The 26,161-nt window shown below is 37.6% G+C and carries 21 protein-coding genes; 13 read left to right on the forward strand and 8 right to left on the reverse strand.

Annotation, left to right across the window (positions count from 1 at the left end; all coding sequences use genetic code 11):
* Nucleotides 1-4: 4 nt before the first annotated feature.
* The 3 genes from pyrE to rpoZ all read right to left on the reverse strand — a co-directional run bounded on the left by pyrE (nt 5) and on the right by rpoZ (nt 3,351).
* A complete protein-coding gene (gene pyrE, locus ACFIJQ_RS04440) occupies nt 5-583 on the reverse strand; it encodes an orotate phosphoribosyltransferase (protein WP_012754932.1) in 579 nt (192 codons plus the stop codon).
* A gap of 16 nt (nt 584-599) precedes the next feature.
* Entirely contained in the window at nt 600-2,825 is a 2,226-nt protein-coding gene (locus tag ACFIJQ_RS04445; RefSeq protein ID WP_012754931.1) for a bifunctional (p)ppGpp synthetase/guanosine-3',5'-bis(diphosphate) 3'-pyrophosphohydrolase, read from the reverse strand.
* 127 nt (nt 2,826-2,952) lie between these two features.
* A complete protein-coding gene (gene rpoZ, locus ACFIJQ_RS04450; RefSeq protein ID WP_273788432.1) occupies nt 2,953-3,351 on the reverse strand; it encodes a DNA-directed RNA polymerase subunit omega in 399 nt (132 codons plus the stop codon).
* Between the two features lie 574 nt (nt 3,352-3,925).
* On the opposite strand from rpoZ, the gene ACFIJQ_RS04455 reads away from it, so the two are divergent.
* A complete protein-coding gene (locus tag ACFIJQ_RS04455) occupies nt 3,926-4,594 on the forward strand; it encodes a uracil-DNA glycosylase (RefSeq protein ID WP_026500323.1) in 669 nt (222 codons plus the stop codon).
* A gap of 49 nt (nt 4,595-4,643) precedes the next feature.
* Here ACFIJQ_RS04455 and smpB read toward each other — a convergent pair whose 3' ends face one another.
* Both smpB and dapA read right to left on the reverse strand, forming a co-directional pair.
* Nucleotides 4,644-5,120 carry an SsrA-binding protein SmpB gene (gene smpB, locus ACFIJQ_RS04460; RefSeq protein ID WP_012231306.1) on the reverse strand — a complete coding sequence of 159 codons (477 nt, stop codon included), beginning with the start codon at nt 5,118-5,120 and terminating at the stop codon, nt 4,644-4,646.
* Between the two features lie 18 nt (nt 5,121-5,138).
* Complete coding sequence (gene dapA, locus ACFIJQ_RS04465; RefSeq protein WP_273788431.1) at nt 5,139-6,023, reverse strand: 4-hydroxy-tetrahydrodipicolinate synthase; 885 nt, start codon at nt 6,021-6,023, stop codon at nt 5,139-5,141.
* Between the two features lie 251 nt (nt 6,024-6,274).
* Here dapA and ACFIJQ_RS04470 point away from each other — a divergent pair, with 251 nt between their 5' ends.
* Entirely contained in the window at nt 6,275-8,365 is a 2,091-nt protein-coding gene (locus tag ACFIJQ_RS04470) for a lytic transglycosylase domain-containing protein (protein WP_375628720.1), read from the forward strand.
* Between the two features lie 1,043 nt (nt 8,366-9,408).
* On the opposite strand, the gene ACFIJQ_RS04475 is transcribed toward ACFIJQ_RS04470, so the two are convergent.
* On the reverse strand, nt 9,409-10,179 hold the full coding sequence (locus ACFIJQ_RS04475) for a cell envelope integrity protein TolA (RefSeq protein WP_375628753.1): 771 nt from the start codon (nt 10,177-10,179) through the stop codon (nt 9,409-9,411).
* Nucleotides 10,180-10,423: 244 nt separating this feature from the next.
* Between ACFIJQ_RS04475 and ACFIJQ_RS04480 the strand changes: the two genes are divergently transcribed.
* From ACFIJQ_RS04480 to ACFIJQ_RS04500, 5 genes are all read left to right on the forward strand, one after another.
* Complete coding sequence (locus ACFIJQ_RS04480) at nt 10,424-12,604, forward strand: TonB-dependent hemoglobin/transferrin/lactoferrin family receptor (protein ID WP_375628722.1); 2,181 nt, start codon at nt 10,424-10,426, stop codon at nt 12,602-12,604.
* Nucleotides 12,605-12,875: 271 nt separating this feature from the next.
* Nucleotides 12,876-13,919 carry a hemin-degrading factor gene (locus ACFIJQ_RS04485; RefSeq protein ID WP_375628724.1) on the forward strand — a complete coding sequence of 348 codons (1,044 nt, stop codon included), beginning with the start codon at nt 12,876-12,878 and terminating at the stop codon, nt 13,917-13,919.
* Between the two features lie 18 nt (nt 13,920-13,937).
* Nucleotides 13,938-14,840 carry a hemin ABC transporter substrate-binding protein gene (locus ACFIJQ_RS04490; RefSeq protein WP_273788426.1) on the forward strand — a complete coding sequence of 301 codons (903 nt, stop codon included), beginning with the start codon at nt 13,938-13,940 and terminating at the stop codon, nt 14,838-14,840.
* Between the two features lie 5 nt (nt 14,841-14,845).
* Complete coding sequence (locus tag ACFIJQ_RS04495) at nt 14,846-15,943, forward strand: iron ABC transporter permease (RefSeq protein ID WP_273788425.1); 1,098 nt, start codon at nt 14,846-14,848, stop codon at nt 15,941-15,943.
* The gene (locus ACFIJQ_RS04500) at nt 15,940-16,773 is read left to right on the forward strand and encodes a heme ABC transporter ATP-binding protein (RefSeq protein WP_273788424.1); all 834 of its coding nucleotides are present in this window, start codon (nt 15,940-15,942) and stop codon (nt 16,771-16,773) included. Before ACFIJQ_RS04495 ends, ACFIJQ_RS04500 begins: the two co-directional genes overlap by 4 nt.
* 219 nt (nt 16,774-16,992) lie before the next feature.
* Here the strand turns inward: ACFIJQ_RS04500 and ACFIJQ_RS04505 are convergent, their stop codons facing one another.
* A complete protein-coding gene (locus tag ACFIJQ_RS04505; RefSeq protein WP_273788423.1) occupies nt 16,993-17,967 on the reverse strand; it encodes a tail fiber protein in 975 nt (324 codons plus the stop codon).
* 781 nt (nt 17,968-18,748) lie between these two features.
* The gene (locus ACFIJQ_RS04510; protein WP_155914971.1) at nt 18,749-18,919 is read right to left on the reverse strand and encodes a hypothetical protein; all 171 of its coding nucleotides are present in this window, start codon (nt 18,917-18,919) and stop codon (nt 18,749-18,751) included.
* Between the two features lie 1,708 nt (nt 18,920-20,627).
* Between ACFIJQ_RS04510 and thiC the strand changes: the two genes are divergently transcribed.
* Genes thiC through ACFIJQ_RS04540 form a run of 6 tightly spaced genes read left to right on the forward strand, consistent with a single transcriptional unit; the run spans nt 20,628 to nt 25,740 of the window.
* On the forward strand, nt 20,628-22,463 hold the full coding sequence (gene thiC / locus ACFIJQ_RS04515; protein WP_375628728.1) for a phosphomethylpyrimidine synthase ThiC: 1,836 nt from the start codon (nt 20,628-20,630) through the stop codon (nt 22,461-22,463).
* Nucleotides 22,460-23,410 (forward strand): glycine oxidase ThiO, encoded by a 951-nt coding sequence (gene thiO / locus ACFIJQ_RS04520; protein ID WP_375628729.1) that lies wholly within the window; start codon nt 22,460-22,462, stop codon nt 23,408-23,410. The genes thiC and thiO overlap by 4 nt, the downstream gene beginning before the upstream one ends.
* Before the next feature lie 3 nt (nt 23,411-23,413).
* Nucleotides 23,414-23,611, forward strand: a complete 198-nt coding sequence (gene thiS, locus ACFIJQ_RS04525; protein ID WP_012754917.1) for a sulfur carrier protein ThiS — start codon at nt 23,414-23,416, stop codon at nt 23,609-23,611.
* Nucleotides 23,612-23,615: 4 nt separating this feature from the next.
* Complete coding sequence (locus ACFIJQ_RS04530; protein ID WP_375628731.1) at nt 23,616-24,389, forward strand: thiazole synthase; 774 nt, start codon at nt 23,616-23,618, stop codon at nt 24,387-24,389.
* Entirely contained in the window at nt 24,386-24,991 is a 606-nt protein-coding gene (locus tag ACFIJQ_RS04535) for a thiamine phosphate synthase (protein ID WP_375625055.1), read from the forward strand. Before ACFIJQ_RS04530 ends, ACFIJQ_RS04535 begins: the two co-directional genes overlap by 4 nt.
* Nucleotides 24,982-25,740 carry a hydroxymethylpyrimidine/phosphomethylpyrimidine kinase gene (locus ACFIJQ_RS04540; RefSeq protein WP_375628733.1) on the forward strand — a complete coding sequence of 253 codons (759 nt, stop codon included), beginning with the start codon at nt 24,982-24,984 and terminating at the stop codon, nt 25,738-25,740. Before ACFIJQ_RS04535 ends, ACFIJQ_RS04540 begins: the two co-directional genes overlap by 10 nt.
* Nucleotides 25,741-26,161: the final 421 nt, after the last annotated feature.

The raw sequence follows: 26,161 nt of genomic DNA on the forward strand, positions 1-26,161 counted from the left end.
ACAATTAAATATTTCGACTGCCTGGTTTAATCGCTGGAAGGACAGAAAGCTCTGCAGGAAGTGCATCACTAGTATAAGAGGTTATCTCATATTCAGCAAGCGCAATCAATGGAACTCCAACATTGACCTTACCACCAGAACGATCAAGGATACATGCACTGGCCAATACCTCTGCTCCTGCTGCAACAAGCGCCTCAATAGTCTCACGAATGGAAAGACCCGTTGTCACAATATCTTCGACAATAACAACCCGTGCCCCCTTCTTGATTTCAAAACGACGCAATTCAAAGATGCCATTTACACGCTCTACCCAAAGAGAAGGAACACCAAGGTGACGTGAAGTTTCATAGGAAGGAATAAGGCCGCCAATTGCGGGACCCACAACATAATCAATTTCTCCCTCGATAGATTTTTTGATTTTTTCAGCCAACCCACGACATAACTTTTCCGTCAAGTCAGCATGCATGAATACTTTCGCTTTTTGCATATAAGTCGCACTATGGCGCCCCGATGTTAAAATAAAATGCCCTTCTAGAATAGCATCTGCTTGTTTAAAAATATCAATGACATCTTGTGTATTCATTGCAAAATCTTTCTTTTTATCCATGAACCCGCCGTACTGTACTTACTGAACCTGCCTCTTTTAACTGAGAAAAAATACGATTCAAATGTTTTAAATCCCACACTTCCAAATCAATCATAATTTCTGTAAAATCCGGTGCTGTACGGATAAAAGATAAATTTTGGATATTGGCATCGTTAGCAGAAATTATTTGTGTAATTTCAGCCAAAGAACCAGGACTATTTACAACCAAAATATTTATCCGTGCAGGAAAACGTTCATTCATTTGGGCATCAATATCCCAGCGGACATCAATCCATCGTTCTGGCTGATCATCATACGCCATCAAAGCTGAAGACTGTATTGGATAAATAACGATCCCAGCCCCAGGCTGCATAATACCAACAATCCGATCTCCAGGTACTGCTCCTTCCGGTGAAAAACGTACGGGTATATCTCCACGGGTTCCTCTAATAGGCAATGCTTTAGATTGATGATTCTCGACCATTGCATTCTTTTCATTTTCTGGAACTTTAAAAATCATACCTTGGGCATTCTCAATATTAAACCAACCTTCTTCCCCAGACTTAAAAGATGACTTTTGTACCACACGGTGATCTTGATAATCAGGATAAACCGCTTTAATCACATCAGCGGAAAACAGCTCTCCACGCCCAACAGCCGCCAATACATCCTCTACATCTTTACGTGCTAAACGTGGCAAAACTTTCTTCAAAACGTCTTTTGAAAATTGTTTTCCCATATATTCAAATGAACGCTCGAGAATACGATATCCTAAACCCGAATATTGTTTACGTACCGCGGCACGACTTGCTCGTCGAATAGCTGAACGTGCTTTACCTGTGACAACAAGAAATTCCCACGCAGCTGGCGGAATTTGAGCGTGTGAACGAATAATATCAACCTCATCACCATTTTTTAATTTGGTCATTAAAGGCATAATACGACCATTGATTTTCACACCCACACAAGAATCACCGATGTCTGTATGGACGGCATAAGCAAAATCAATAGGCGTAGCTCCTTTAGGAAAAGCAATTAATCGACCTTTCGGCGTAAAACAAAAAACTTGATCTTGAAAAAGCTCAAGCTTTGTGTGTTCTAAAAATTCTTCCGGATTATCTCCATCTGACAAAGATTGAATCGTTTGGCGCAACCATGCATACGCATTTGTTTCATTTGATAACCTCGAAGCCGAATAATTAGAACCTTGCTCTTTATAAATGGAATGTGCCGCAACGCCATATTCAGCAATTTCATCCATAGCAGCAGTTCTAATCTGCAATTCAACACGTTGTCGCGATGGTCCCACAATCGTTGTATGAATGGAACGATAATCATTCTGCTTTGGTATAGAAATATAATCTTTAAAACGACCTGGAACCATTGGCCAAGTCGTATGAATAACACCAAGAGCGCGATAACAATCATCCACTGTTTCAACAATCACACGAAATCCAAAAATATCGGATAATTGTTCAAAAGAGAGCGCCTTGCTTTCCATTTTGCGAAAGACGGAATACGACTTTTTCTGACGGCTTTTAACATTCGCTTTAATGCCATGCTCGAAAAAAAGTTTTGTCAACTCGTTTTCAATTGTGGAAAGCAAATCACGATTGCGTTTTGATAACTCAGAAAGACGATTGGTAATCGTACGATAACCTTCTGGATTTAAATAAAAGAAAGAGAGATCTTCTAATTCCTCGCGCATATCCTGCATACCCATACGACCAGCAAGCGGCGCATAAATATCCATCGTCTCCTCAGCAATTCGCCGGCGCTTCTCATCACGCATAACACCAAGGGTGCGCATATTATGAAGACGATCAGCAAGTTTGACTAAAAGAACACGAACATCATCAGAAATGGCAATAAGGAGTTTACGAAGATTTTCTGCCTGTACGGCTTTCTTTGATACAAGATCAAGCTTATTAAGTTTTGTAAGTCCTTCAACCAACTTGCCAATTTCAGAACCAAAAAGCTGATCAATTTCTGCTCGTGTAGCGCTTGTATCTTCAATTGTATCATGCAAAAGAGCAACAGCAATCGTTGCCTCATCCAACCGCATATCTGTCAAAATAGCAGCAACTTCTAAAGGATGAGAAAAATAAAGATCACCCGAAGCACGCTTTTGATGTGCATGCTTTCTCATTGCATAATCATAGGCCCTGTTTAAAAGAGCCTCATCTACGTCAGACTTGTAACGTTGAACACGTCCAACAAGCTCACACTGACGCATCATACGAGCATATCCTTTATCTTTTCACATCCCTAATCCTTATTGAACACATCTTATCAATAAAAGACAAGAAAAATAACTGCTCCTTACAGACAAGGTATCTTTACTCCTGTAATATAAATTGCTGCAATTAATAATCGTCACTTTTTTCTGGAACAACCAAACCTTCGATACCCGCTAAAAGCTCTTCTTCTGACATATGATCAAATGAAGTAGCTTCTTCTTGCGACGACGTATTAAAAACACTTTCAGCTTCACCTGAATGGGTAATAAATTCACTTGCCATTTCTGGCTCATCTACTTCCACATGTTTTTGCAGCGAATGAATAAGGTCTTCCTTTAAATCAGCAGGCGACAATGTTTCTTCTGCTATTTCACGCAAAGCAACAACTGGATTTTTATCATTATCACGATCAACCGTAATCTGCGCTCCTTGTGAAATCTGACGCGCCCGATGACCTGCTAAAAGTACCAATTCAAAGCGGTTGTCAACTTTATCAATACAATCTTCTACCGTTACGCGGGCCATTTATGCCTCTTTCTCAAATAAAAAAATTTAATAGCGGATAGGGAAGTATATACAATAATCAAAATAAAACACAAGAAAAACAACAAAAACTTTTATATTTTTTGATTAAAGAACTTATTTAAGAAAATTCTTAGAAAATTTATAAAAATGTATAACCTATTCATGCTCGTTATCAAAGCTGCTCTTATTATCAAAGCTGCTCTTAAAAGCATTCCAATAGATTGGCTTCAAACAAAGGGAGGTCTTTCTTGACAAAATGCTTGTCTGTAGTCTTCCTCCTTTTAAAAGGAATATCAGCTGTTTAAAATCCTTTGCAATAACGGCAGCCTTATGCATACTTTTTATGATAATATCTGTATTTAAAGAGAGAACTTTTTTCTTTGAACATCATGTGTATTGCACTCTTATTCATCGAATAAATTACTGAAAGATTACCTCTCTTTACATAATAATTAGCAATAAGTTTATATTAAATTTTATTTATATTCATTATAGATTGTTTCTCAAAACATAACCCGTCATATACGCTATAAAAGATTCAAAAAAATAGAAAAAACGATTGATGCCTAACACCATGAATAGCCAATTAACATCACTTTGCCCAGAACCGCCCAAAAATTGCAATTTATGTCCTAGGCTCCATCAGTTTATCGCTGACTGGCGTGTAAAAGAACCAAGTTGGTACAACGCACCGGTGCGCCCCTTTTTTCCTTATAAAGGAGCAGACACAACGCGCCTGCTTATTGTTGGGCTTGCTCCTGGATTACGCGGTGCAAATCGAACTGGACGTCCATTCACTGGTGATTATGCTGGGCACTTACTTTATTCAACTTTAAAAAAATTTGGTTTTGCCCAAGGAACCTTTGAAGAAAGAGCAGACGATACTCTTGAACTGATTGATGCAGCAATCGTCAACTCTGTTCGTTGTGTTCCCCCAGAAAATAAACCCACCGGTGCAGAAATTAACACATGCCGCTATTTCTTCTCACCTCTTTTAACAAATCTTCCCAAACTTAAAGCCGTTATTACCTTAGGCACCATTGCGCACCATTCAACGATACGTGCCCTTAATGCAAAAGTTTTAGCTCACCCTTTTGGACACGGCGAAATTAATAACATCGGCAGATTACGCATCTTTTCGAGCTATCACTGTTCTCGTTATAATACAAATACTGGACGCTTGACAGACGCCATGTTTCACCAAATTTTTCAAGCAGCAAAAACATACTTAGACCAATGCTAAAACTGTTTTAAACCAGCGCTATAAATAAAGGATATCTAAATCGCATCCGTCATCCATATCTTTTTAAAAGTCTTGCTTTTTCACGTCCCCAATCGCGTTTTTTTTCCGTTTCGCGCTTATCATGAAGCTTTTTTCCCCGCGCTAGAGCAATCTCCAACTTAACACGCCCTCGTTCATTAAAATAAAGTTTAAGAGGAACAAGTGTCATTCCTTCACGAGACGTTGCATTAAAAAAACGTGCCATCTCACGTTTTGAAAGTAATAACTTGCGCAAACGTCGCGGTTCATGATTAAAACGATTAGCCTGCGTATATTCAGGAATATAGCTGTTTACTAACCATAATTCCCCATTCTCAAAACTCGCATAGCTTTCAGCAATATTGGCATGATTAGAACGTAAGGACTTTACTTCCGCTCCCTGAAGGACAAGACCGGCCTCGAGATTATTAAGGATTTCAAAATTAAAACGTGCTTTACGATTGTCAGCAATTATTTTCCGTACGGGCGCGTTCTTTTTTTTATTCATGGCTTTGTCAATATCATTTTATGCTTTTAAAATACCAGCATGACTGAGGGCTGCATCAATAATCTTCTTTGTTCTTTCTGTTAATGGAACAATCGGAGAACGCACAGTATCACCACAAAATCCTAATTTTGCAGCAGCATATTTAATACCCGCTGGACTAGGCTCAATAAACACAGCACGATTAAGAGGCATCAAGCGATCATTTAATTCTCGTGCTGTTTTATAATCACCACGAAAACAAGCAGCTTGAAGCTCTGCACACAGCTTTGGAGCAACATTGGAGGAAACTGAAATACACCCCATACCTCCATGTGCATTAAAACCTAACGCTGTACAATCATCACCGGAAAGCTGTACAAAATCCTTCCCACACTTTTCACGTTGTTCACTAACGCGTTCAATTCTGCTCGTTGCATCTTTTACACCAATGATATTTTTAAAATCTTGATAAAGGTCTTTCATCGTTTCCACAGCCATATCGATAACAGAACGACCAGGAATATTATAAATTATAATCGGAATAGAAACAGCTTTGGCAATGGAAGAAAAATGTTTGTATAAACCAGATTGATTTGGTCTATTATAATAGGGAGTGACAACCAAAACTGCATCTGCACCAGCTTTTTGCGCGTATTGTGCAAGCTCTACAGCCTCACTTGTGCTATTTGATCCCGCTCCAGCAACAACAGGAACACGCTTTGCGACCTGCTCAACACACAATTCTATAATCCGCTTATGTTCTTCATGACTTAACGTTGCTGATTCACCGGTTGTCCCAACTGGGCTTACACCGTTAATCCCTTGTGTGATCTGCCATTCAATAAAATCACAAAACGCCTTCTCATCAATTGCGCCCTTATTATCAAACGGTGTAATAAGCGCAGTTATAGCTCCCTTGAGCATGATAAACTCCCTATAATATTCGCTTTTATTTTTTTAATAATCGCCTTTTATAAATTTTAAATAGAACATAATCTTGCTCTATCATTGAAGCAAGATGAATTTCAAAAAAAGCCCTCATAAGATGAAAATGTCCCTCCTTAAATGTTGCACATTTGTTTAAAATAAACCGTCTATATTAACGCGTTTTTCATGCTTGTGTTCTATAAATCCTTAAGTTTTTACAAAAAGCAAGGTCTCAAGGTCTTTTCTCTATGCGTGTATTTTCCACCTCTCTTTTCGTATCAACCTTTACTGCACTTATACTGGCAATAAGAATTTTATTTTCAAGTGCATCCGCGCAAACACCTCTTTTGCACGGGAAAGCGCCAATCCCTTTGGTGCGCCCTACTCCCTTTCCCGAAAAAAGAGCTCAAGAGCCTCTTCAACAGATACACACGACATCACACAATACTGCTACACTTCAGCAACTGAAAGCTGGTCTAGATGCACTAGCAAACAACAATATTGCAAAAACAATAAACCTTCGTAATTCAATGGAAAAACATAGCCTTGATCGTCATATTTTGACATGGGCGCTGGGGATATCAAACCAAGCTAATATACCAAGTTCTGAAATATTTAATGCAATCAACATGCTAAAAGGATGGCCCGGTATAGAAACGATACAACGCAATGCTGAACGTGCTTTTCTTAACGAAACCAACCTCACACGCGCAATCATCCAAAAATTTTCTCATCACCCGCCCCAAACAGCGCAAGGAATGGCTCTCTTCGCTAAAGCACTTATTGCAACGGGACAAACCACTCGTGCTCGACACGTTATTGCGCCATGGTGGCATAAAACACAGCTTAATGCAAAAGAAGAAATATTTGTTCTTAAAAATGCAAGCGCTGCATTAAAACCTATTGATCATCTGAAACGCATGCAGTTTATGCTGTATGCATATCGTTTTGATTCAGCAGCACGCGTTGCAAAATTAGCCCATGCTCAATCTCTTTTTGATGCTTTTGTGGCCGTTGAAAAAAATGATCCTAGAGCTACACAAAAATTAAAAGCTGTAGAAAGATCATGGCAAAAAGATCCTCTTTTTCAGTTTGCTCGAATACGCCATCTTCGACGAACAGAGCAATATAATGCAGCTGCAGCACTCATGATGAAAACATCAAAAGATGCATTCCGCCTTATGAACCCTCATTCTTTGTGGAAAGAACAACGCGCCCTTTCTCGTGAAATGCTCGATTTAAACAAACCAAAAATTGCTTATCAACTCGTTGCAATGCACACTGGTATAACATCTGCATTAGCTATCGATGCTGAGTTTCATGCAGGATGGTACGCACTACGGTTTCTTCATAACCCTAAATTGGCAATGCAGCATTTTTCACGTATTCCTCAACTCTCTTCTTTACCTTTTTCTGCATCACGTGGATATTACTGGATGGGACGAACAGCAGAAACGCTAGAAGAACATAAAAATGCCCAGCAATACTTTCATCGCGCAGCTCATTTTGGTGCAACTTACTACGGTCAATTAGCCGCTGCACGACTCAACCAAAAAAAGCTTAAAGTTTCCTTTCCCAAACCAACAACTGCTGAGCGACAACATTTTAGTGCACGAAAAGCGATCAAAGCAATTCAACGTCTTGAAGCAGCCGGCTATGCTGATTTTGCTAAAATTTTTTATAGAGAGCTCGGAAAAAAAATAGAAAGCCCCGGCGAATTAGCCCTTCTGGCTGTTATGGCAGAAAAAAATGGAGACTATTATACCAGCCTCAAAATTGGGAAAATGGCTGTCTTTCAGGGAAAAAATGTCGGTGCACTCTCTCATCCTCTGGGAGCTATACCAGCTTCTACTAATATTTCTGTAGAAGAAAAATCGCTTATCTATGCCATTGCACGCCAAGAAAGCGAATTTAATCCAACAGCCATATCAAAAGCAGGTGCACAAGGTATACTCCAATTGCTTCCTACAACAGCAAAAGCATTGGCAAAAAAATACTCAATCGCATGGTCTCCTAAAAAATTTAGCAGTGATGCTCATTATAATGCAACATTAGGTGCCCATTTTCTCAATGAACAATTGGAACGTTTTAATGGATCCTATATACTAACTCTTATTGGCTATAATGCGGGTCCCCGTCGTGTCAATGAATGGATAAAACGTTATGGCGATCCTCGAGGACAATCTCTCGATAACGTCATTGATTGGGTTGAGCGTATTCCTTATACAGAAACACGTAATTACGTGATGCGTGTCATGGAAAATTATGGTGTCTACAAAGCAAGACTCACTGGGAAAATAGATATAAAAACCGACCTGCTTTCTGGTCGACGGAAATAATATGCCTTAACTTCCCAAATAGTATTTGAAAGCGTTCATAAGAAATGTTTTTATTCCTTTTTAAATAGTATCCACATACCAACCTGCTTATGATGTATAAGCAAGTAATTTTAATTGATTCAGTATCAATAAATTCAAAATGAGAAAACCCTACGCTATTAGGGTCTTTTATTTCAAATACAAAATGATGAATTATCATTATAAATCAACATGTCGTACAAATAGTTCATTTCTTCCCAACATAAACGACAATATCATAGATGATTACAAATATAAGAGAAGAGTGAAACAAATAGGGCATTCTTTTACTGTTGCTTATTAGTATCAATATTCAAATCTTGTATAATAGCATAAGCATATTTTAAGACTATTTTGTTCTGCTTATAACATTTCTATACCAAATAAGAGTACGTTATTATGTATATCGTTTGGATTATCTCTGATAACAGAAAGACAGACTCATTGAGTTAGAAAGCCTTAAAGACAAACAATTCCCTTCTACTACTTCCCTTTTCATTCGGGTTTACGACTTTTAAATATGTCAATATTTTTTAATGATGAAGATAAAGCTTTGCTTTTTTTTCCCATTTTTACATATAAGCTCACATCCTTCACACAAAACAGAGTATCCAAAAATAGTATGTTTTTCTTATTTATATTCTTATTCTTGTTTTATTTTAATGTTTCTAAGTCCATTTCACAACGGTGTATCTGAAAAGTACTTACGAAAATCCTCTCACGAATGGTATAAAAATCGATGAGACACGATTAACCTTTACTTAATAAAAGCTATAGCTCTATCATCCCTTAACTCCCAATGTTGCAACAGCCCTTTCATTTAGAACATTCATAAGAAGTATATTCACTGCTTTTTAGAAGTTTTTTACCCATACTCCCCCTTCAACTTGTGTCATAAGTAAGCGGATGGTTTTGATTGACACAACGTCAAAAAAATCGAACGAACTATATTTTAACTTTTATTCAAACTGTAAATAATTATTATAAATCAATATATTATAAGAATAAGCGTCCTATATAAAAAATCAGCTAAATATCAGGGATACTCTGATTATTTTATTCACTTTTGATGGTGGTGGTGGTGGAAAAGAACCAACGCGTTGAAGTGCTGCCATCGCTAATCGATCAAGTTCCGGATTACCAGCAGAGACTGCTACACGACTAGAAAAAATACTCCCCTTCTTATGCACCATAAATTCTAACTTCACCGTTCCTTTTGCACGACTGGTACGCTGTCCCACAATATAATTTTTTTGCCTTTCTAATTGTGACTGTACCTTTGCTAACCACTCCATTAACAACATATCTTCAAGCCCTGCTGTACTGACGCCCTTGTTGGTGGAAGAAGAACGTACCACCTTTGCATTGGAGCGCTTTACTACAGCCTTTGGCATCGGTATTGTTTTTTTGATAAACGCTTTATGCTCCACTTTTTGAGGAAGGGGTTCTTCCAAAGACTTTAAGTCATCTTGTTCTACCATATGCTGAGGCTCTTCCGATTGAACTTCATCCACGGATTCCAATTCCTCTGACTCCTTCTCTAAAAGATCAGACTGTAATACTTTTGGCTCTGTATTAATATCCGACTCTGTATGAATATCTGACAAATCTGTATCAACATCCGGATAGATAGTTTCTTGCACAAAAGTCAGCATAATCTCCGACGAGAGCAAGCCATTACTTACACCCGTACTTTGAAAATAAAACTGCGCTCCCAATAATACATGCAAAAATAAAGCTCCAACAAATGCACCAATCCAAAGAGTTAATAATTGCGTCGTATTTTCAAAATTCATCGTTTCTTCTGCCACTATTTTAAGCTTAATATTGGTGTAAATCTCATTAAAACAGGCTATTTTGAAATTGCAACTTTTTTCTTGACTGATTTTGTCATGTTTAATATGGTTTTCTAGTGATTTTGTCTTGTTGGCAAAATCATTTCTGCTTGGCTGGCAAGTTTTAATCAGCGGGTCCAGCCTTTTTGTATGTAAATAAAATTTCAAAACAGAGAGGGGATGTTTAAAAAGGTTGTGATGTGTTATGCAAATAAGACGAAAAAATATCTATAAAAGCTGTGTGATTTTAAGTGCATTATCGGTCTGTATACCTTCATTTGTTTTTGCACGAAATAAAGATGGAGGTGCTGTCACTGAACTCAAACCAATTGTTATTGAAGAGAAAAAAATAGGGACGGCCTTGGATTCGGTCACTATTCTGACAGATCGGAAAACCGCGAAGGATATTCGTAAGAAACAAATAACTGATGCCTATGATATTAGTCGTCTTTATCCAACCGTGGGGTATAGCCCAAGCAATAACAGTTTTGTCATTCGTGGTTTAGAAGCAAACCGTGTTCTCACAACAGTGGATGGTATTGTTCTTCCATGGTTCAATGATATATTGCGTAATAACAGTGGTAACACAATGTTTGACTTTAGTGCGCTTTCCACACTTGATGTGATTCAGGGACCGGATTCTAGTCTTTATGGATCTGGTGCACTGGGAGGAGTTGTTGCGTTGCGTACCCTTGATCCTGAAGATCTTATCGCAGAAGGAAAAAATTGGGGTGGTCTTATAAGAAGTGGTTATCATTCTGTTGATAATAGTTGGCACGTAGATCAAGCTGTTGCAATGCGTGCTCAACAAACGTTTTTGCTTTTCCAAGGTTCTTATGCGGAAGGTCATGAGCGCAAAAATATGGGAACCCTAGAAGGCTATGAAGAGCGCACACGTAAAAACCCTGCTCATTTTGACCAAAACAATTTGCTCTTTAAAATTCACCAATACCTTGATGACAATCACCGACTTGGTTTTACAGCAGAGCGTTTTGGTCACAATATTGATACACATTCATTGAATGCTTCTGAAAGATATTATGCCCGTGGTTCCGTTTATGACAAGGACGACAAACTCCGTGAACGCCTTTCTCTTTCTTATGACTATAACGGCAATGAAGATGCTATTTTTGATGCGTTTCGTGGACAGATTTATTGGCAAAGACAGTCAAGTCATGATATTAGGACTTCATTTCGTGTTCGGGCACCCAAAGGGGATTTTTTGAGAGATAATTTTTTGCGTAATACCAATTATGGTTTCAATGCTGATGCTCTCAAGAAAGTTCATATTGGCACTGTAGATCATACGTTAAAGCTTGCCGCTAATGTCTTGTCATCTAAGTTTCATCATTATTTGTTCGGGAAAGATAATTGTCACTTGCCGGAAAATGCACGGGGGTGCCTCTTTGTGCCCGCTAATCGGTCAGATTCACCAGATACAAATGGCTATAATTTGGGTTTTGTTTTCGAAGATGAAATTGGCTTTGCTGATAACCATTTCCGTATCACACCTGGAATTCGTTATGATTGGTATAAGTATGTCCCTCAGAAAACGTCTTCTTATGAGAAAACTCTGCTTTCTGACAAATTTCCTCCAGAAAGAAATGGTTCACGTTTTTCTCCCAAATTACGTGTGGAGTGGGATGTTCGTGATCAAGTAACACTTTATGCTCAATGGGCACAGGCTTTTCGTGCACCACGTATTGCGGAACTTTATGTCTCTTATATGAAACCCTCTGCTTATTACTCGAAGGGCAGCCCTGATCTAAAAGCAGAAACGAGCAATGGGTATGATGTTGGCATAAGGTATGGAAATGGAAATTTAGGTGGTTCACTCAGTGCCTTTTTCAATCAATACAAGGACTTTATAGACACTGTGAATATAGGGGGATCAGAGGAATACCCATTGGGACGTCGCCATTATAGAAATCGTGCAAATGTGCGTATTTATGGTGCTGAAGCAAAAATACATTTGGATCTTAATGATGGATTCCATAGCAATTTTTCTCTTACCTATTCGCAAGGAAAGGATCTTGATAAAGATGAATATCTTAACTCAATTCCAGCTTTAAAAGTGATTGCTGGAATCGGATATGCAAAAGAAATCTGGGGAGCAGACGTCGTGCTTACCTCATCTGCCAAACGTGATAAAGTTGCTAAGGAATCGGACTATCAAAAAATTCCAGGTTATAATATTATTGATGTGTCAGGTTGGTTGAAGCCATTTGGTGAAAAGGGTCCTGTTATAAGGGCTGGTGTTTATAATCTGTTCAATCAAAAATATTGGAATGTATCAGATCTTCCTTCCGATGACGGCTCAACACCGAAGGATTATTATAGTCAGCCTGGTCGCAACTTTAAAGTTTCGTTCGTGCAAAAATTTTAGTCACTTTTGTTAATCATTAGATCAATTAAAAAGGTTATATCGATAAAAAATAAATTATTGCGTTTCTGTTCTCATTGTTCTTTGAACAACAAATTTTGAAGTTTGCGCTTTAACTCTTTGTAATTTATCGATTTTTATTGTTCTATTGTTGATAAAATAAGGGCTTTTTTGGTGGTGAGTTGAACCATTAGTTGATAGTGGTTCAACTCACTGTTTTTGAGTTTTAAAATTAAACAATTAACCTTTAAACAGGTAACATAAGGATAAGCCCATGTCATACACAGCCGAAATGATTATTCGCTTGCGTGAAGAAAAAAAAGAAATGCGTAACCGCGATTTCGCGGACTCTATTGGTATATCCGAAGCAGAACTCATTGCGGCTTATTGTACGATTGGAAAAGCAAAAAAACTACGCGCTGATGTCGCTACTCTCTTGGAAAGTGCTCCTAAACTTGGAATAGTCATGGCATTAACACGGAATGAAAATGCTGTCCATGAAATAACAGGATGTTTTGAGAAGATTGTTCAAAGTCAGCATATTCCGATAACACTCGGTGAAATTGACTTGCGTATTTTTTCAAAACAGTGGAAGTTTGGTTTCGAGCATGACGTGACTATTCTCGGAACACCTATGAAAAGTCTGCAATTTTTTGATCAGTATGGCATTGCTATTTTCAAACTCTATTCTCAAGACGCAACAAATATGGAAGAATGGGCTGCACTTGTTGAAAAGTTGCTTCATGACGATCAATCACCCACACTTGATATTTCTCCCGCTCCTACTCCAGTACAATGTGATACGGCAAAGCTAGATGTTGAAAAGTTCCGAGATCGTTGGCGACAGATGACTGATGTGCATCAACTTCATGGAATTATTTCTGAACTGAAAATTAATCGACATAATGCTGTAAAACATGCCGGAGATGAATTTGCCGATGAGTTAAAAATAGAAGCTGTTGAGATGATGCTCAAACAAGTTGCGCAAGAAGAGTTACCAATTATGTGTTTTGTTGGAAATAAAGGATGTATCCAAATTTTCACTGGGCAAGTAAAGAATATTAAGCAAATGGGACCTTGGCTTAATGTTCTCGATCAGAAATTTCACCTCCATTTACTCGTTTCTGGAATCAAGAAGGTATGGCGTGTTCGCAAACCTACAATTGATGGGTATGTCAACTCACTTGAAGTTTTCGATAAAGATGATGAGATGATTATTCAATTCTTTGGCGTACGCAAGGAGGGCCAAAAAGAACGTGAAGATTGGCGCTCTTTATTGAATGGTTTACCATTGTGCCAAGAAAACAGCAGTAACTAAGATAAGGTAAGGTCAGACATGTTCATATCTCTTTTGCATAGGTTATCAAACCTTTTTCTTATATGTTTACTGCTCTCTCTTACCTGTTTTTCTAAACAAGTGATTGCTGAACCCACAACCCGTTTTCCTGAAAATGCTCGTATTGTTTCTATCGGCGGAGCACTTACAGAAATTGTCTATGCATTGGGAGCCCAAGATCAACTTGTCGCCCGTGATAGTACAAGCGTCTACCCACAAGAAGCGCTCAAGCTTCCTGTGCTTGGATATATGCGTGCTCTTTCACCTGAGGGTGTTTTATCACTTGCCCCAGAGGGCATATTGCTTGTTGAAGGAAGCGGTCCCGCTTCAACAATTGATATTCTCAAAAAAACATCAATACCTCTGGTGATCATACCAGAAGACTACTCCCGTGAAAATGTGATAGAAAAGATTCGCCTCGTTGGCCAAGCTATTCATCGAGAAGTGCAAGCGGCTGCGTTAATTGAAAAATTGAAGCGTAATTTTTTAGAAAACGATGCGCTTTTGGCGAAAGTAACAACACCAAAGCGTGTTCTTTTTGTTTTCTCTGTGCAAAATGGACGCGTCATGGCATCTGGAACAGGTACTGCAGCTGATAGTATGATAAAACTTTCAGGTGCTATCAATGCTATCACCGATTATAAAGGATATAAACTTCTCAACGGCGAAGCGTTATTGAAATCAGATCCTGATGTTATCTTACTTGTAAAACATGGTGCAAGATCAACCAGCATTGATAAGATTTTAGCCATACCGGCAGTTCAAGCAACAACAGCAGCAAAAAATCATGCCATAAAACAGATGGATGCTATGTATTTTTTAGGATTTGGTCCACGCACTGCAGACGCATCAAGAGAGCTTATTGAGATACTTTATGGTGCAAATCAAAACGGTAAGAGCTGATAAAAATGGTAGACGGTACATCCATGATGCATTTGCCTGAAGCAAAAGAAGGTAAAAAAATAAACCGTTCAAAGCAGGGGAAGATTTTATTATTAAGCTTAATAATATTCCTTATCTTCAGTATTTTTGGTGGGCTCTTGAATGGTGCCGCAAAGGTTTCTTTCGTTGATCTCCTCCATGTAATGCTTACACAAGATTTTTCAGTAAGTAGTAAAACGCGTGATTACCTCGTGCTTATTGACATAAGGCTTCCCCGTGTTATCTTTGGATTGTTGATTGGAGCAGCTTTAGCTGTCTCCGGTGTTCTTATGCAAGGGCTTTTCCGTAATCCTCTTGCAGATCCTGGAATTATAGGTGTATCAGCAGGTGCTGGACTTGGAGCAGTCTTAGCGATTGTTGTCGGTATTGCTTTTCCTATTTCATTTGCACCTTTTCTAGAGCCTTACAAAGTTATCATAGGTGCTTTTTTTGGTGGACTTTTATCAACGATTATTCTCTACATAATAGCAACGCATAATAGCTTTACCTCTATTGCAACCATGCTGCTTGCTGGTATTGCTCTTGGTGCATTAAGCAGTGCAGTTGTTGGAACATTGATTTTTATCGCAAATGACCAACAACTCCGTGATATCACTTTTTGGAGTCTTGGCTCTCTTGCGGGCGCTACGTGGTTGAAAGTATGGCTCGTTCTCCCTTTCATCGTTATTGGTCTTCTTTTCTCTCCCTTTTTATCACGAGCACTTAATGCCCTTGCTCTTGGAGAAGCTGTTGCTGGCCATATTGGTTTCCATATTCAACGCGTTAAAAATATTGCTATTCCCCTTGTTGCTCTTATGTGTGGTAGTGCTGTTGCTGTCAGTGGTGGTATTGGTTTTATTGGTATTATTGTTCCTCATATTTTACGTCAACTCATTGGTCCTGATCATCGCTATCTCATTCCTTGCTCTGCTCTCTTGGGAGCAGCATTACTTATTTTTGCTGATACGTTTGCACGCTTAATTGTTGCCCCCGCAGAATTGCCAATTGGAATTGTAACAGCACTTTTTGGTGCACCTTTCTTTCTATGGATCCTTATATGCAAACGAGGAACAGACTTTTCATGATTGAAGCGACAAATATTTGTGTTCAGCGCGGAAAGAAGCAAATTCTTAAACACATTAATCTTCAAGCTAAAAGTGGTGCTTTTACCATTATTATTGGTCCTAATGGATCAGGAAAAAGTACTTTTATCAAAGCTCTGAGTGGTGAAATTCCTTACAGTGGAAAAATAACCTTAAATGGTTATAATGTATGCCAAACAAAAACTCATGAAATGGCCAAAATGCGCGCTGTACTACCACAATCAACAACGCTCGTATTTCCATTCTTAGTCCATGAAGTTGTAGGGCTTGGCCTTTCTGTAAACCAATTTACCATTGCTAAAGCCGAAGTGCAAAATCTTATCCAAAAAGCTTTAGAGTGCGTTGACCTTGCTGATTATGGCAACCTATATTATCACCAATTATCAGGCGGAGAACAAGCTAGAGTACAACTTGCCCGTGTACTTTGCCAAATCTGGAAACCTGTTCATAATGGAATTCCTCGCTGGATGATATTAGATGAACCTATTGCTAGCCTCGATATTCAACATCAAATCATCGTTATGGATATTGCCAAAAATTTTGCCCATTCTGGTGGCGGCGTTCTTGCTGTTCTTCATGACCTCAATCTCGCAGCACATTATGCAGATAACATGATTTTGCTCAAGGAAGGAGAGATTTATTGCGAAGGAAATGCAACTAACGTTTTGACAACACAAAATCTCCGCGATGTTTATCATTGTTCTTTAAACGTTTCTGAATTACCTAAAGAAGATATCCCATTTATACTCCCTCAAACGGCATCCTCCTATGAAATTAGATCTCTAAGCTATCGGTTTCAATCTAAAAACTAAAGTCCATAGAAAAATAAAAAATGCAAATATTCAAGAATTTTTTTTATTTTTATATGAGCTTTTTTTGTCATCTGTCATTTTAAAAAATTGTTTTTTTTGACTCTCTCAAGTATCATATTAACAGTATAGATTTCCTCTTCATATGCTAGAAAATAACGCGAAATTGCTCCGCGTTAACAAAATTATCAGGGTGGATGGATTATTATTACTCAAACATACTCATGATTTTATAGCATAGACAACGGTTGCATTAACAGGGCGCGTTTCTGCCTCACCCGTATGGGAAAGAGTTACCTTGTGTGTATGTGCACCAGCAGAACCTGTTCTCCCTTTCAGGGTCGCATTATAGGTATAATGATTTGGTAGTCTCCCAATATCACCAACTGGCCATCCTACCCCTTGATACTCAAAATTATGCGTATGCTCGCCTGCATTTTCAATACTCCCAATATGCGTATGCGATTTTATGCTATCTTGTTGTTTATCTGCAAATTTTCTACCACTATCTAAACCCCGACCATTATCAAAGCCGCGTAAAAACATGCCTCTAAAATCAGGAACTTTAAAAGTTTTATTGCTGTCTTTTCCCCATTTATCACCTATTGCGTTGAATAACTGCGGATAATCTTCACGCTTATAGGCCTTACCATCACACAAAAGCCAACCATTTGGCACATTTTGCATAGCAAATGTTGCAATAAATCCAGAGGGAAAACTTTCTATCTTTGGTGGTGTAGGATTTAATAAGTACCACCCCTCATGCTCTTTTATTAAAACACCATTATTGTATACCATTTCATAAATGCCATCTGTTTGAAATTCTCCACCTTCTAATGGTATAACTCCCGCATCAGTTGCTTTATAGATAAGCTTTTCCCCTATATTATTAACAGTTATTTTTGTCGAGCCAATATTTACACCACAAGCCTTAAAACGTATGACGATATCATTGTTGTATTTCTTTATAGGCGAAACTGTCTTTAAGGTAATTAATGTTGTTTTATCTTCCACATTCACTATAAAGCTTGAATTAATAGATCCACCATTATCTGCAAGATATTCACGCACGCGCTGCATCATCGCCCGTGCACTATCATTAACAGAACTAGGCGGCTGACCTTCTGCCCAATTAATGATACTATCTGAATAAGCATTTTCATCAGCCTTTAGAGACCAATCGTAAATATTAGACATTATAAATCCCCCATTATTTTCATAGTTTTTTTAACAAATTCTCGTTCTGTGCACTAAAATGTGCTGCCGCTGTTGATTGGTACATCATAATTACTGCACCATCCGTATTTACGCATTTTACCTCTCTTCACTCCTTACAATTTAATAACCTAAATTCACCAGATGCTTTTCATAACATTAGTATTAATGTTTTCTCTTCTAATGTGTAATGTAACTACCTCATCTGATGTTACTTAATATCTTGTTTTGTTGCTTTGCTGTTGTTATATAATTGTTTTTTAAATCTTGCATCTTGTTGCAAAATTTATAAATACTGTTCAAAGTTTTCCTTATTATGGATTTCATACAACCATTATAGAATGTAATAACTTATCATCCACATAGAAAGTTTCTGATTTAAACATTATCTTTTTTTATTTTTTTCAATAGTTTAAATCTATCGCGTCGATATTTTAAAACAAAGAAACTCTATCTTTTAGCTATCACTTATATTAAAATTTTAAAAGTTAGCTTCAACTTCGTTGCATGCTTCATTATGTTTTTATTCACATGCAGATGCTTTGTTCTATTTTATTCAATTTATTCCTGAAATTGTGTTACAAGGTCAGCACCAATGTTTTTTTGAACAAGCTTTTGTCTAATCTAAATGCACCATAGAAAATATATTCAATATGGACACTTCTTCACGCTTTCATTGAACTGGAAATGAAATACTTTGAAATACTAAAGAAACACCACACACCCTCACCAAATCTGAAGGTTGTACCCAATCCGGAAAATATTAAAAAACATAACCCAGCACCCTCCCCCAATTTTTATGAACAATACCCTTGTTTTTTAAACGCCCCGTAATCAAATTCTCCCCTCCCGCACTTAGCATATCTCTATATATATTATTATATGTATATTTTTTTTGCAAGAATAATAAATCATTCTCAACAACATCTTGCAATTATTGGTGCTCTTCTCTATTCTTTCCGGCGTTTACCTCATTATTTAGTATAAGTGCACTACTTAAAAATGATTTTTTTAACAAGATCTAAAAGATAAACTGTTTTTTATATCTTTCATAATGTTCATAACCAGTTTTATGGTATTAGTGGGACAATGCAAAGCGATTATAGAATGCTATAATAGTGTAGATAAAGAATTCACTAACGAATTTACCTATGAGTCTCTTGTTAACACATTTGTCTATCTCTGGAGTATACCAATCATCTTTTCCTGTATAGCTGCAGCTTTTATATGGCTACCAATTGTAACATTGCTAATAATAGCAATATTAGTGGGAATTTGGTTACTCCTCCTCATAATTCCCTACTTATTCCAAAATTAGTTTTTGGCTTTGTTAATCATTATCATAATAATTCTTTGTTTGCGTTTGTTTTATTTATTACCTATTTTAGTGTTTAAAAAAATTTTGACGCAAATTTACTCAATTTTTCTCTTGTTGTCTTATAATAATAAGAGCACTTCATTATAATTAGAAAGCTTTTTGTATATAATTAGTGATTTCTTATCTGTAATATTGTTGCACGATATCACATGACTCTTGAATAACTTTACCTTGAAAACAAAGAGTTTTATGTCTCAGAAAATGAATTTTTTCCTCGTCTTAAGCTAAAACACAGCGCTTTGTGCGCATTTCTATTGCAAACTAATTAATGAATTTACGTAGTACTTTATGCTGAGATACATCCTTTTGCTTTCCTCTCTCTTCCAACTCTTTAAAAGTGTTGATGAAATTTCAAGATGAAAAGCCTTTGTTTATTTTCATCATCATTTTTTAATTCCGCTTTACGATTTTTAAAACATTCAAGGCAATTTATTTTTAATAATGAAGATTAGGTATTGTTTCACGCTTTTGTTTATTGCATTCCTAATGGGAACATCCCCTCATGAAAAATAGAATGGTATTGCATATCACGCACTTTTTAAAGAAATATTGCTTAAAATATACTCCGTTCATTTTACGACAGCGCACGTCAATGATACAATGGTAAGCCATTACAGATCATCATCTTTAAGCTTTTGAAGATACAAGCTAGAACCCATTATACATTTTGTTGGTCCCCACATTGCGATAGTCCTCGCATCTGAGAATCTTCATGAATGACTTTTGGCTTCCTTTCTTCAAGTGTTTTGCCCCATATGCTCCCACGGATGACGTGCAAGAAGTAATTTTATATGAAAAGATGTATGATGAAAGAATCTTATGGTATTCTGAGTTATTATTTTAATATGAAAAAAATCTCGATCAGAGCTATAAACTATCTAATTTTTCCTTGATAATCCGTTTTTAACTTTATTCTTGTTTATAAAAGCTTCAGTATCATAGTTTATCACTTCATAATATCTATTTTCACTCTTAAAAAACACATCAAAATCATTTAAATATATTTTTATGATTGACATCATAGATATTTAAGCCAACCATATTCGTATTAACAAAAATACTTTAAGTGGGAGGAGGCATGCAAATATTAGAATAGATATTGTATCAATTTTTCAAAATAAATTTTCTTGAGCTTTATTGGGTTTGCTTTGCTATAAAGCAATACTATTCCTATTCATCCGCATGCTCGTAATTGATAATTTGAATACATCCCCATTAACATCGCAACCTATTTTTGAACTCTGTATCTATAAGGAAAAAGTTTGTGCAGAAAAATACTCCATCAATCAGTTGTAGCCCCTTTCCCGCTTCACGCAAAATTTATCAACAAAGTCCTATCTTTTCTGATGTGCGCGTACCATTGCGTGAAATTTCACTGACTGATGGCAGTGGTGAGGAACCTTTAAAAGTTTACGATACTTCTGGCCCCTACACAGATAAAGATATGATCATTGATATTACAAAAGGCTTGCCAGAAATTAGCTTGCCTTGGCTCTCTAAGCGGGATGATACTGAAACTTATCCTGCACGATTAGTTAAACCTGAAGATAATGGATTGGCTTCTGATAAAAACCTTACACCAACCTTTAAACAAAAACGTCCCATTTTACGAGCAAAAAATGGCAAAGCAATTACACAAATGGCTTACGCGCGCGCAGGCATTATTACCGAAGAAATGGAATATGTGGCTATACGAGAAAATGAAGGATTAGCAGTAAACGAACAGCAGAATGTACCATCAAATGAAACATTTGCTGGATCAATACCAGAAATTTATACTGCCGAATTTGTTCGCAATGAAATTGCTTGTGGACGCGCCATTATTCCACAAAACATTAATCATCCAGAGTGCGAACCCATGATTATTGGGCGTAATTTTCGTGTTAAAATTAATGCCAATATTGGCAATTCAGCAGTGACTTCATCTATGGAAGAAGAAGTTGATAAAATGGTTTGGGCCATTCGCTGGGGAGCAGATACAGTTATGGATCTCTCAACAGGTCGAAATATTCATAATATTCGTGAGTGGATTATTCGAAATGCCCCTGTTCCTATTGGAACTGTTCCACTTTATCAAGCACTCGAAAAAGTACAGGGTATTGCCGAAAACCTAACATGGGATATTTTCCGTGATACTCTTATTGAGCAAGCAGAGCAAGGTGTTGATTATTTTACCATTCATGCGGGATTAAGATTACCTTTTATCCCTTTGACCATTGATCGGGTAACAGGTATTGTTTCACGAGGTGGTTCTATTATGGCAAAATGGTGCTTGCATCATCACAAAGAAAGTTTTCTCTATGAACATTTTGATGAAATTTGTGATATTGCACGTACGTATGACATCTCTCTTTCCTTGGGGGATGGATTGCGCCCTGGCTCTATTGCCGATGCCAATGATGAAGCCCAATTTGCAGAGCTTAAAGCTTTGGGAGAATTGACAAAAATTGCTTGGGAAAAAGATGTACAGGTTATGATTGAAGGTCCTGGGCATGTCCCAATGCACAAAATTAAAGAAAATATGAAGCAACAATTAGATCTCTGTCATGAAGCGCCTTTTTATACTTTGGGACCTCTTACAACCGACATTGCTCCTGGTTATGATCATATTACATCAGCAATTGGTGCCGCTATGATTGGATGGTTTGGAACAGCTATGTTGTGTTATGTAACACCTAAAGAACACCTAGGACTCCCCGATAGGAATGACGTAAAAACTGGTGTGATCACTTATAAAATTGCTGCTCATGCCGCTGACCTTGCCAAAGGTTTGCCTAGAGCACAATTGCGCGATAATGCTCTTTCGCGTGCACGATTTGATTTTAGATGGCATGATCAATTCAACCTTTCTCTTGATCCGGAAACAGCCTGTGCCTTTCATGATGAGACAATGCCTAAAGAAGCCCATAAATTGGTACATTTTTGTTCCATGTGTGGACCAAAATTCTGTTCTATGCGTATTTCTCATGATATTCGTGAGGCAGCAGCAATAAGAAAAACAAAAGGGGAAGGTATGATCGCCATGGCCGAGAAATATCAAAAAAATGGTGATCTTTATATGGAAATCGTTTCTCCTCAAAAAGAGAAAGCAAACAGTTGAAGAACATTCTTATCAAAGGTGCAGGTGTAGGCGGCTTAACGGTTGCCTTTATGTTACAGCAAAAAGGTGTTTCTGTTACTATATCGGCTCCCCCTCATTCTCCGATAGGAAGTGCTAGTTGGTATGCAGGAGGAATGCTCGCACCTTACTGTGAGAGAGAAAATGCGGAACAGATTGTTGAAGATCTTGGTATACAAGCTATACAGTGGTGGCGTAAAACGCTTCCCAACCTTGTCATACAAAAAGGCACTTTAGTGGTTGCACCTACACGAGATAGAGGAGAGCTTGAACGGTTTTCTGGACGCACGCATAATCACAAAACCATAGATAATATAGAAATAGCTCATCTTGAACCAGATCTTGCGGAACGTTTTAACTGTGCGCTCTTTTATGAAAATGAAGCCCATATTGATCCTCGCAAAGCACTTATGGCTTTAAAAGAAAAGCTTCTCAACAATGGAGCGTGTTTTGTTGATGTAGAGACGGCTGAAACAAATTTTGATATTGTTATTGATGCGACAGGAATAGCACGTTTAGGAAAAGATAAAAATATACGGGGCGTACGCGGCGAAATGCTTCTCGTGCGCTGCACCGATATTAAAATTTCGCGTCCAATTCGTCTTCTTCATCCACGGTTTCCTCTCTACATTGTACCTCGACAAGATAATATTTTTATGATTGGCGCAACAATGATTGAAAGTGACTTTGATGGTGCAATCTCAGTGAGATCAATGATGGAACTGCTCAACGCGGCTTATACTTTACATCCTGCTTTTGCTGAAGCAGAAATTATTGAATCTGGCGTTGGTGTTCGTCCATGTTATCCTGATAACTTCCCTTCTGTGCATAAAGATGGTAATTGTATTTCTATTAATGGATTTTATAGACATGGTTTTCTTTTGTCTCCAGAAATGGCAAAACGAGCAATGAAATTGGCATTGGAATAAAGCATGCAAATATTTGTTAATGGTGAAACAGTCCAAACAGAAGTTATGACTCTCGGTCTCTTACTTGAAGAATTGGGGTATGAAGGAAATTGGCTTGCAACCGCTGTTAACGCTGAAGTTGTTTCCATAGATGCACGAAGCCAATTTGTCTTGCATGAAGGAGATAAAATTGAAATTTTAAGCCCAATGCAAGGAGGCTAAAATTATGCTGAATCTTTATGGACGACAATTCTCTTCCCGTCTTCTATTAGGTACAGCGCAATATCCTTCACCAGCAATCCTTCGTGATGCTATTCATAAATCGAATACGGAAATTGTGACTGTCTCCTTGCGTCGTGAAACGGCAGGTGGAAAACAAGGTGGACAATTTTGGCAATTTCTTCAAGAACTTGGGGTAACAGTGCTTCCTAATACTGCTGGTTGTTATACTGTTAAAGAGGCCGTAACCACAGCGCAATTAGCAAGAGATCTCTTTAAAACAGCTTGGATTAAACTCGAAGTGATAGGAAACCCAGACACATTACAGCCAAATATTTTTTCCTTAATCGAAGCAGCGCAAATTTTAAACAATGAAGGTTTCAAAATTTTTGCTTACACAACGGATGATCTCATTGTTGCTGAAAAACTTTTCGACATTGGTTGCCGTGTTATTATGCCTTGGTGTGCTCCTATTGGTTCTGCCAAAGGACCTCATAATACTGATGGACTGCGTTCTATCCGTGCTTACCTTCCTGACGCTACTCTTGTTGTTGATGCCGGCATTGGACGCCCATCACATGCCGCCATTGCGATGGAACTCGGTTACGATGCAGTACTGCTTAATACCGCAGTTGCTAAAGCAGGTGATCCTGTCTTAATGGCTGAAGCATTTTCTAAAGCTGTTCAAGCAGGACGTATGGGATATAAAGCTGGCATGATCGAAGCACGCAATGTGGCAGTCCCTTCAACGCCAGTCATTGGAAAAGCAGTATTTTTATGAAACTGGATCCATTTTACCTCATCGTTGATAACGCTGATTGGGTTGAACGTTTGCTCCCTCTTGGCATCAAGCTCGTACAATTGCGTATGAAACATGAAAATCAACAAATAATCCGTCAACATATCAAGCGCGCAAAAAACATATGCAATAAATTGGGAGCACAATTAATTATTAATGATCATTGGGAAATAGCAATTGATGAAAAGTGCAATTTTATTCATCTGGGACAAGAAGATCTAAGCAATGCTGATCTTCACGCAATTCGTAAAAGTGGTATAAAAGTTGGTCTTAGTACACACGATGAACATGAATTGGATATCGCACTCTCTGTTAATCCTGAATATATTGCACTTGGTCCTATTTATCCGACAATCTTAAAAAAAATGAAATGGATGCCGCAAGGACTAGAAAAAATCAAACAATGGAGAAAGCGGATTGGTGCTTTACCTTTGGTGGGTATTGGTGGTTTAACACCAGAACGCGCAGTTGGTGTTTTAAAAGCGGGAGCAAATAGTGCTGCTGTTGTGACTGATATTATCCTCCATAAAAAACCTGAAGAACGTGTCCAACAGTGGATAAAAGTGACACAAATATGGCGTTGATACCTTCCATTCTTATTGTTGCAGGCACGGATCCAACAGGAGGTGCCGGTATTGTTCGTGATATAGAAACCGCTGCATATTTTCAAATAAAAGCAAATTTAGCAATCACTTGTGTTAACGTACAAGATGATAATCGCGTTGCCGAAATCATTCCAATGCGTGAAGACCTCGTCGCTGCGCAAATGCGTGCTGCCCTAGAAGCAAATCCTATAAGCGCAATAAAAATCGGTATGATGGGTACAAAAGCAATTATAACAGCAATCTGTAACGTACTCAAAGACTATCCCCATGTTCCAGTTATTTTGGACCCCGTACTTGTCGCTTCATCAGGAGGAAAACTAACAACGGAAGCAATCATCGACACGATGATCGATAAACTGCTTTCCCATGTTACTCTTTTAACACCGAATAGAGAAGAACTTGCTCTTCTTAGCCAAAGTCCATTGGCATCTCATGATGAGCAAGCGATACAACAAGCAAAAAAACTTTTGTCATTGGGAGCTCGATCTATTTTAGTAAAAGGGGGACATGCAGAGGGTCCTCTTGCAATTGATAGCTTCATTGACAAAACTGAAGTCATAAATATTTCTACGCCACGTTTAAAAGGAACAATGCGAGGAACAGGTTGCATTCTCTCAAGCGCTATTGCTGCGCATTTAGCATTAAATGAACCTCTCATTTCAGCTGTAAAAAAAGCAAAAGCATATATCCACACATTGCTTTTAACCCATTGCAAAAACAGTTTGTAAAGTCTTAGTATTTTCTCATATATCTAATATTTTCTCATATAAAAGTAATATTTATATATCTCATTAATATATTTAATATTTTTAATAAAAATTATTAAAAAAAGATAAAAATATAATAATAAAAAATTTATACTTAATTTTACAAATAAAATACTATAAAAATCACTTTCATTAATTATTAAATATAGAATATAATGATCAAAAATGTTATCATACCACTTGCATTCAGTAGAGAATTCTTTTATTATAAAGAGCTTAGTCTGTTTAAAAATTTAAAATAGCGTAATTTAAACAAATTGTACATTTAAAGATGTATATAATCGCGAACACTCGCATTTTACGATTTGCCTTTTTTGTGAAAAGAGAGAATCCTATCAGCGTTCTTGTACATTAATGGCTAGCGAATACATTTATAAAACTT

Origin of the sequence: Bartonella sp. TT67HLJMS (assembly GCF_042193375.1) — a bacterium.
Taxonomy (GTDB): domain Bacteria; phylum Pseudomonadota; class Alphaproteobacteria; order Rhizobiales; family Rhizobiaceae; genus Bartonella; species Bartonella grahamii.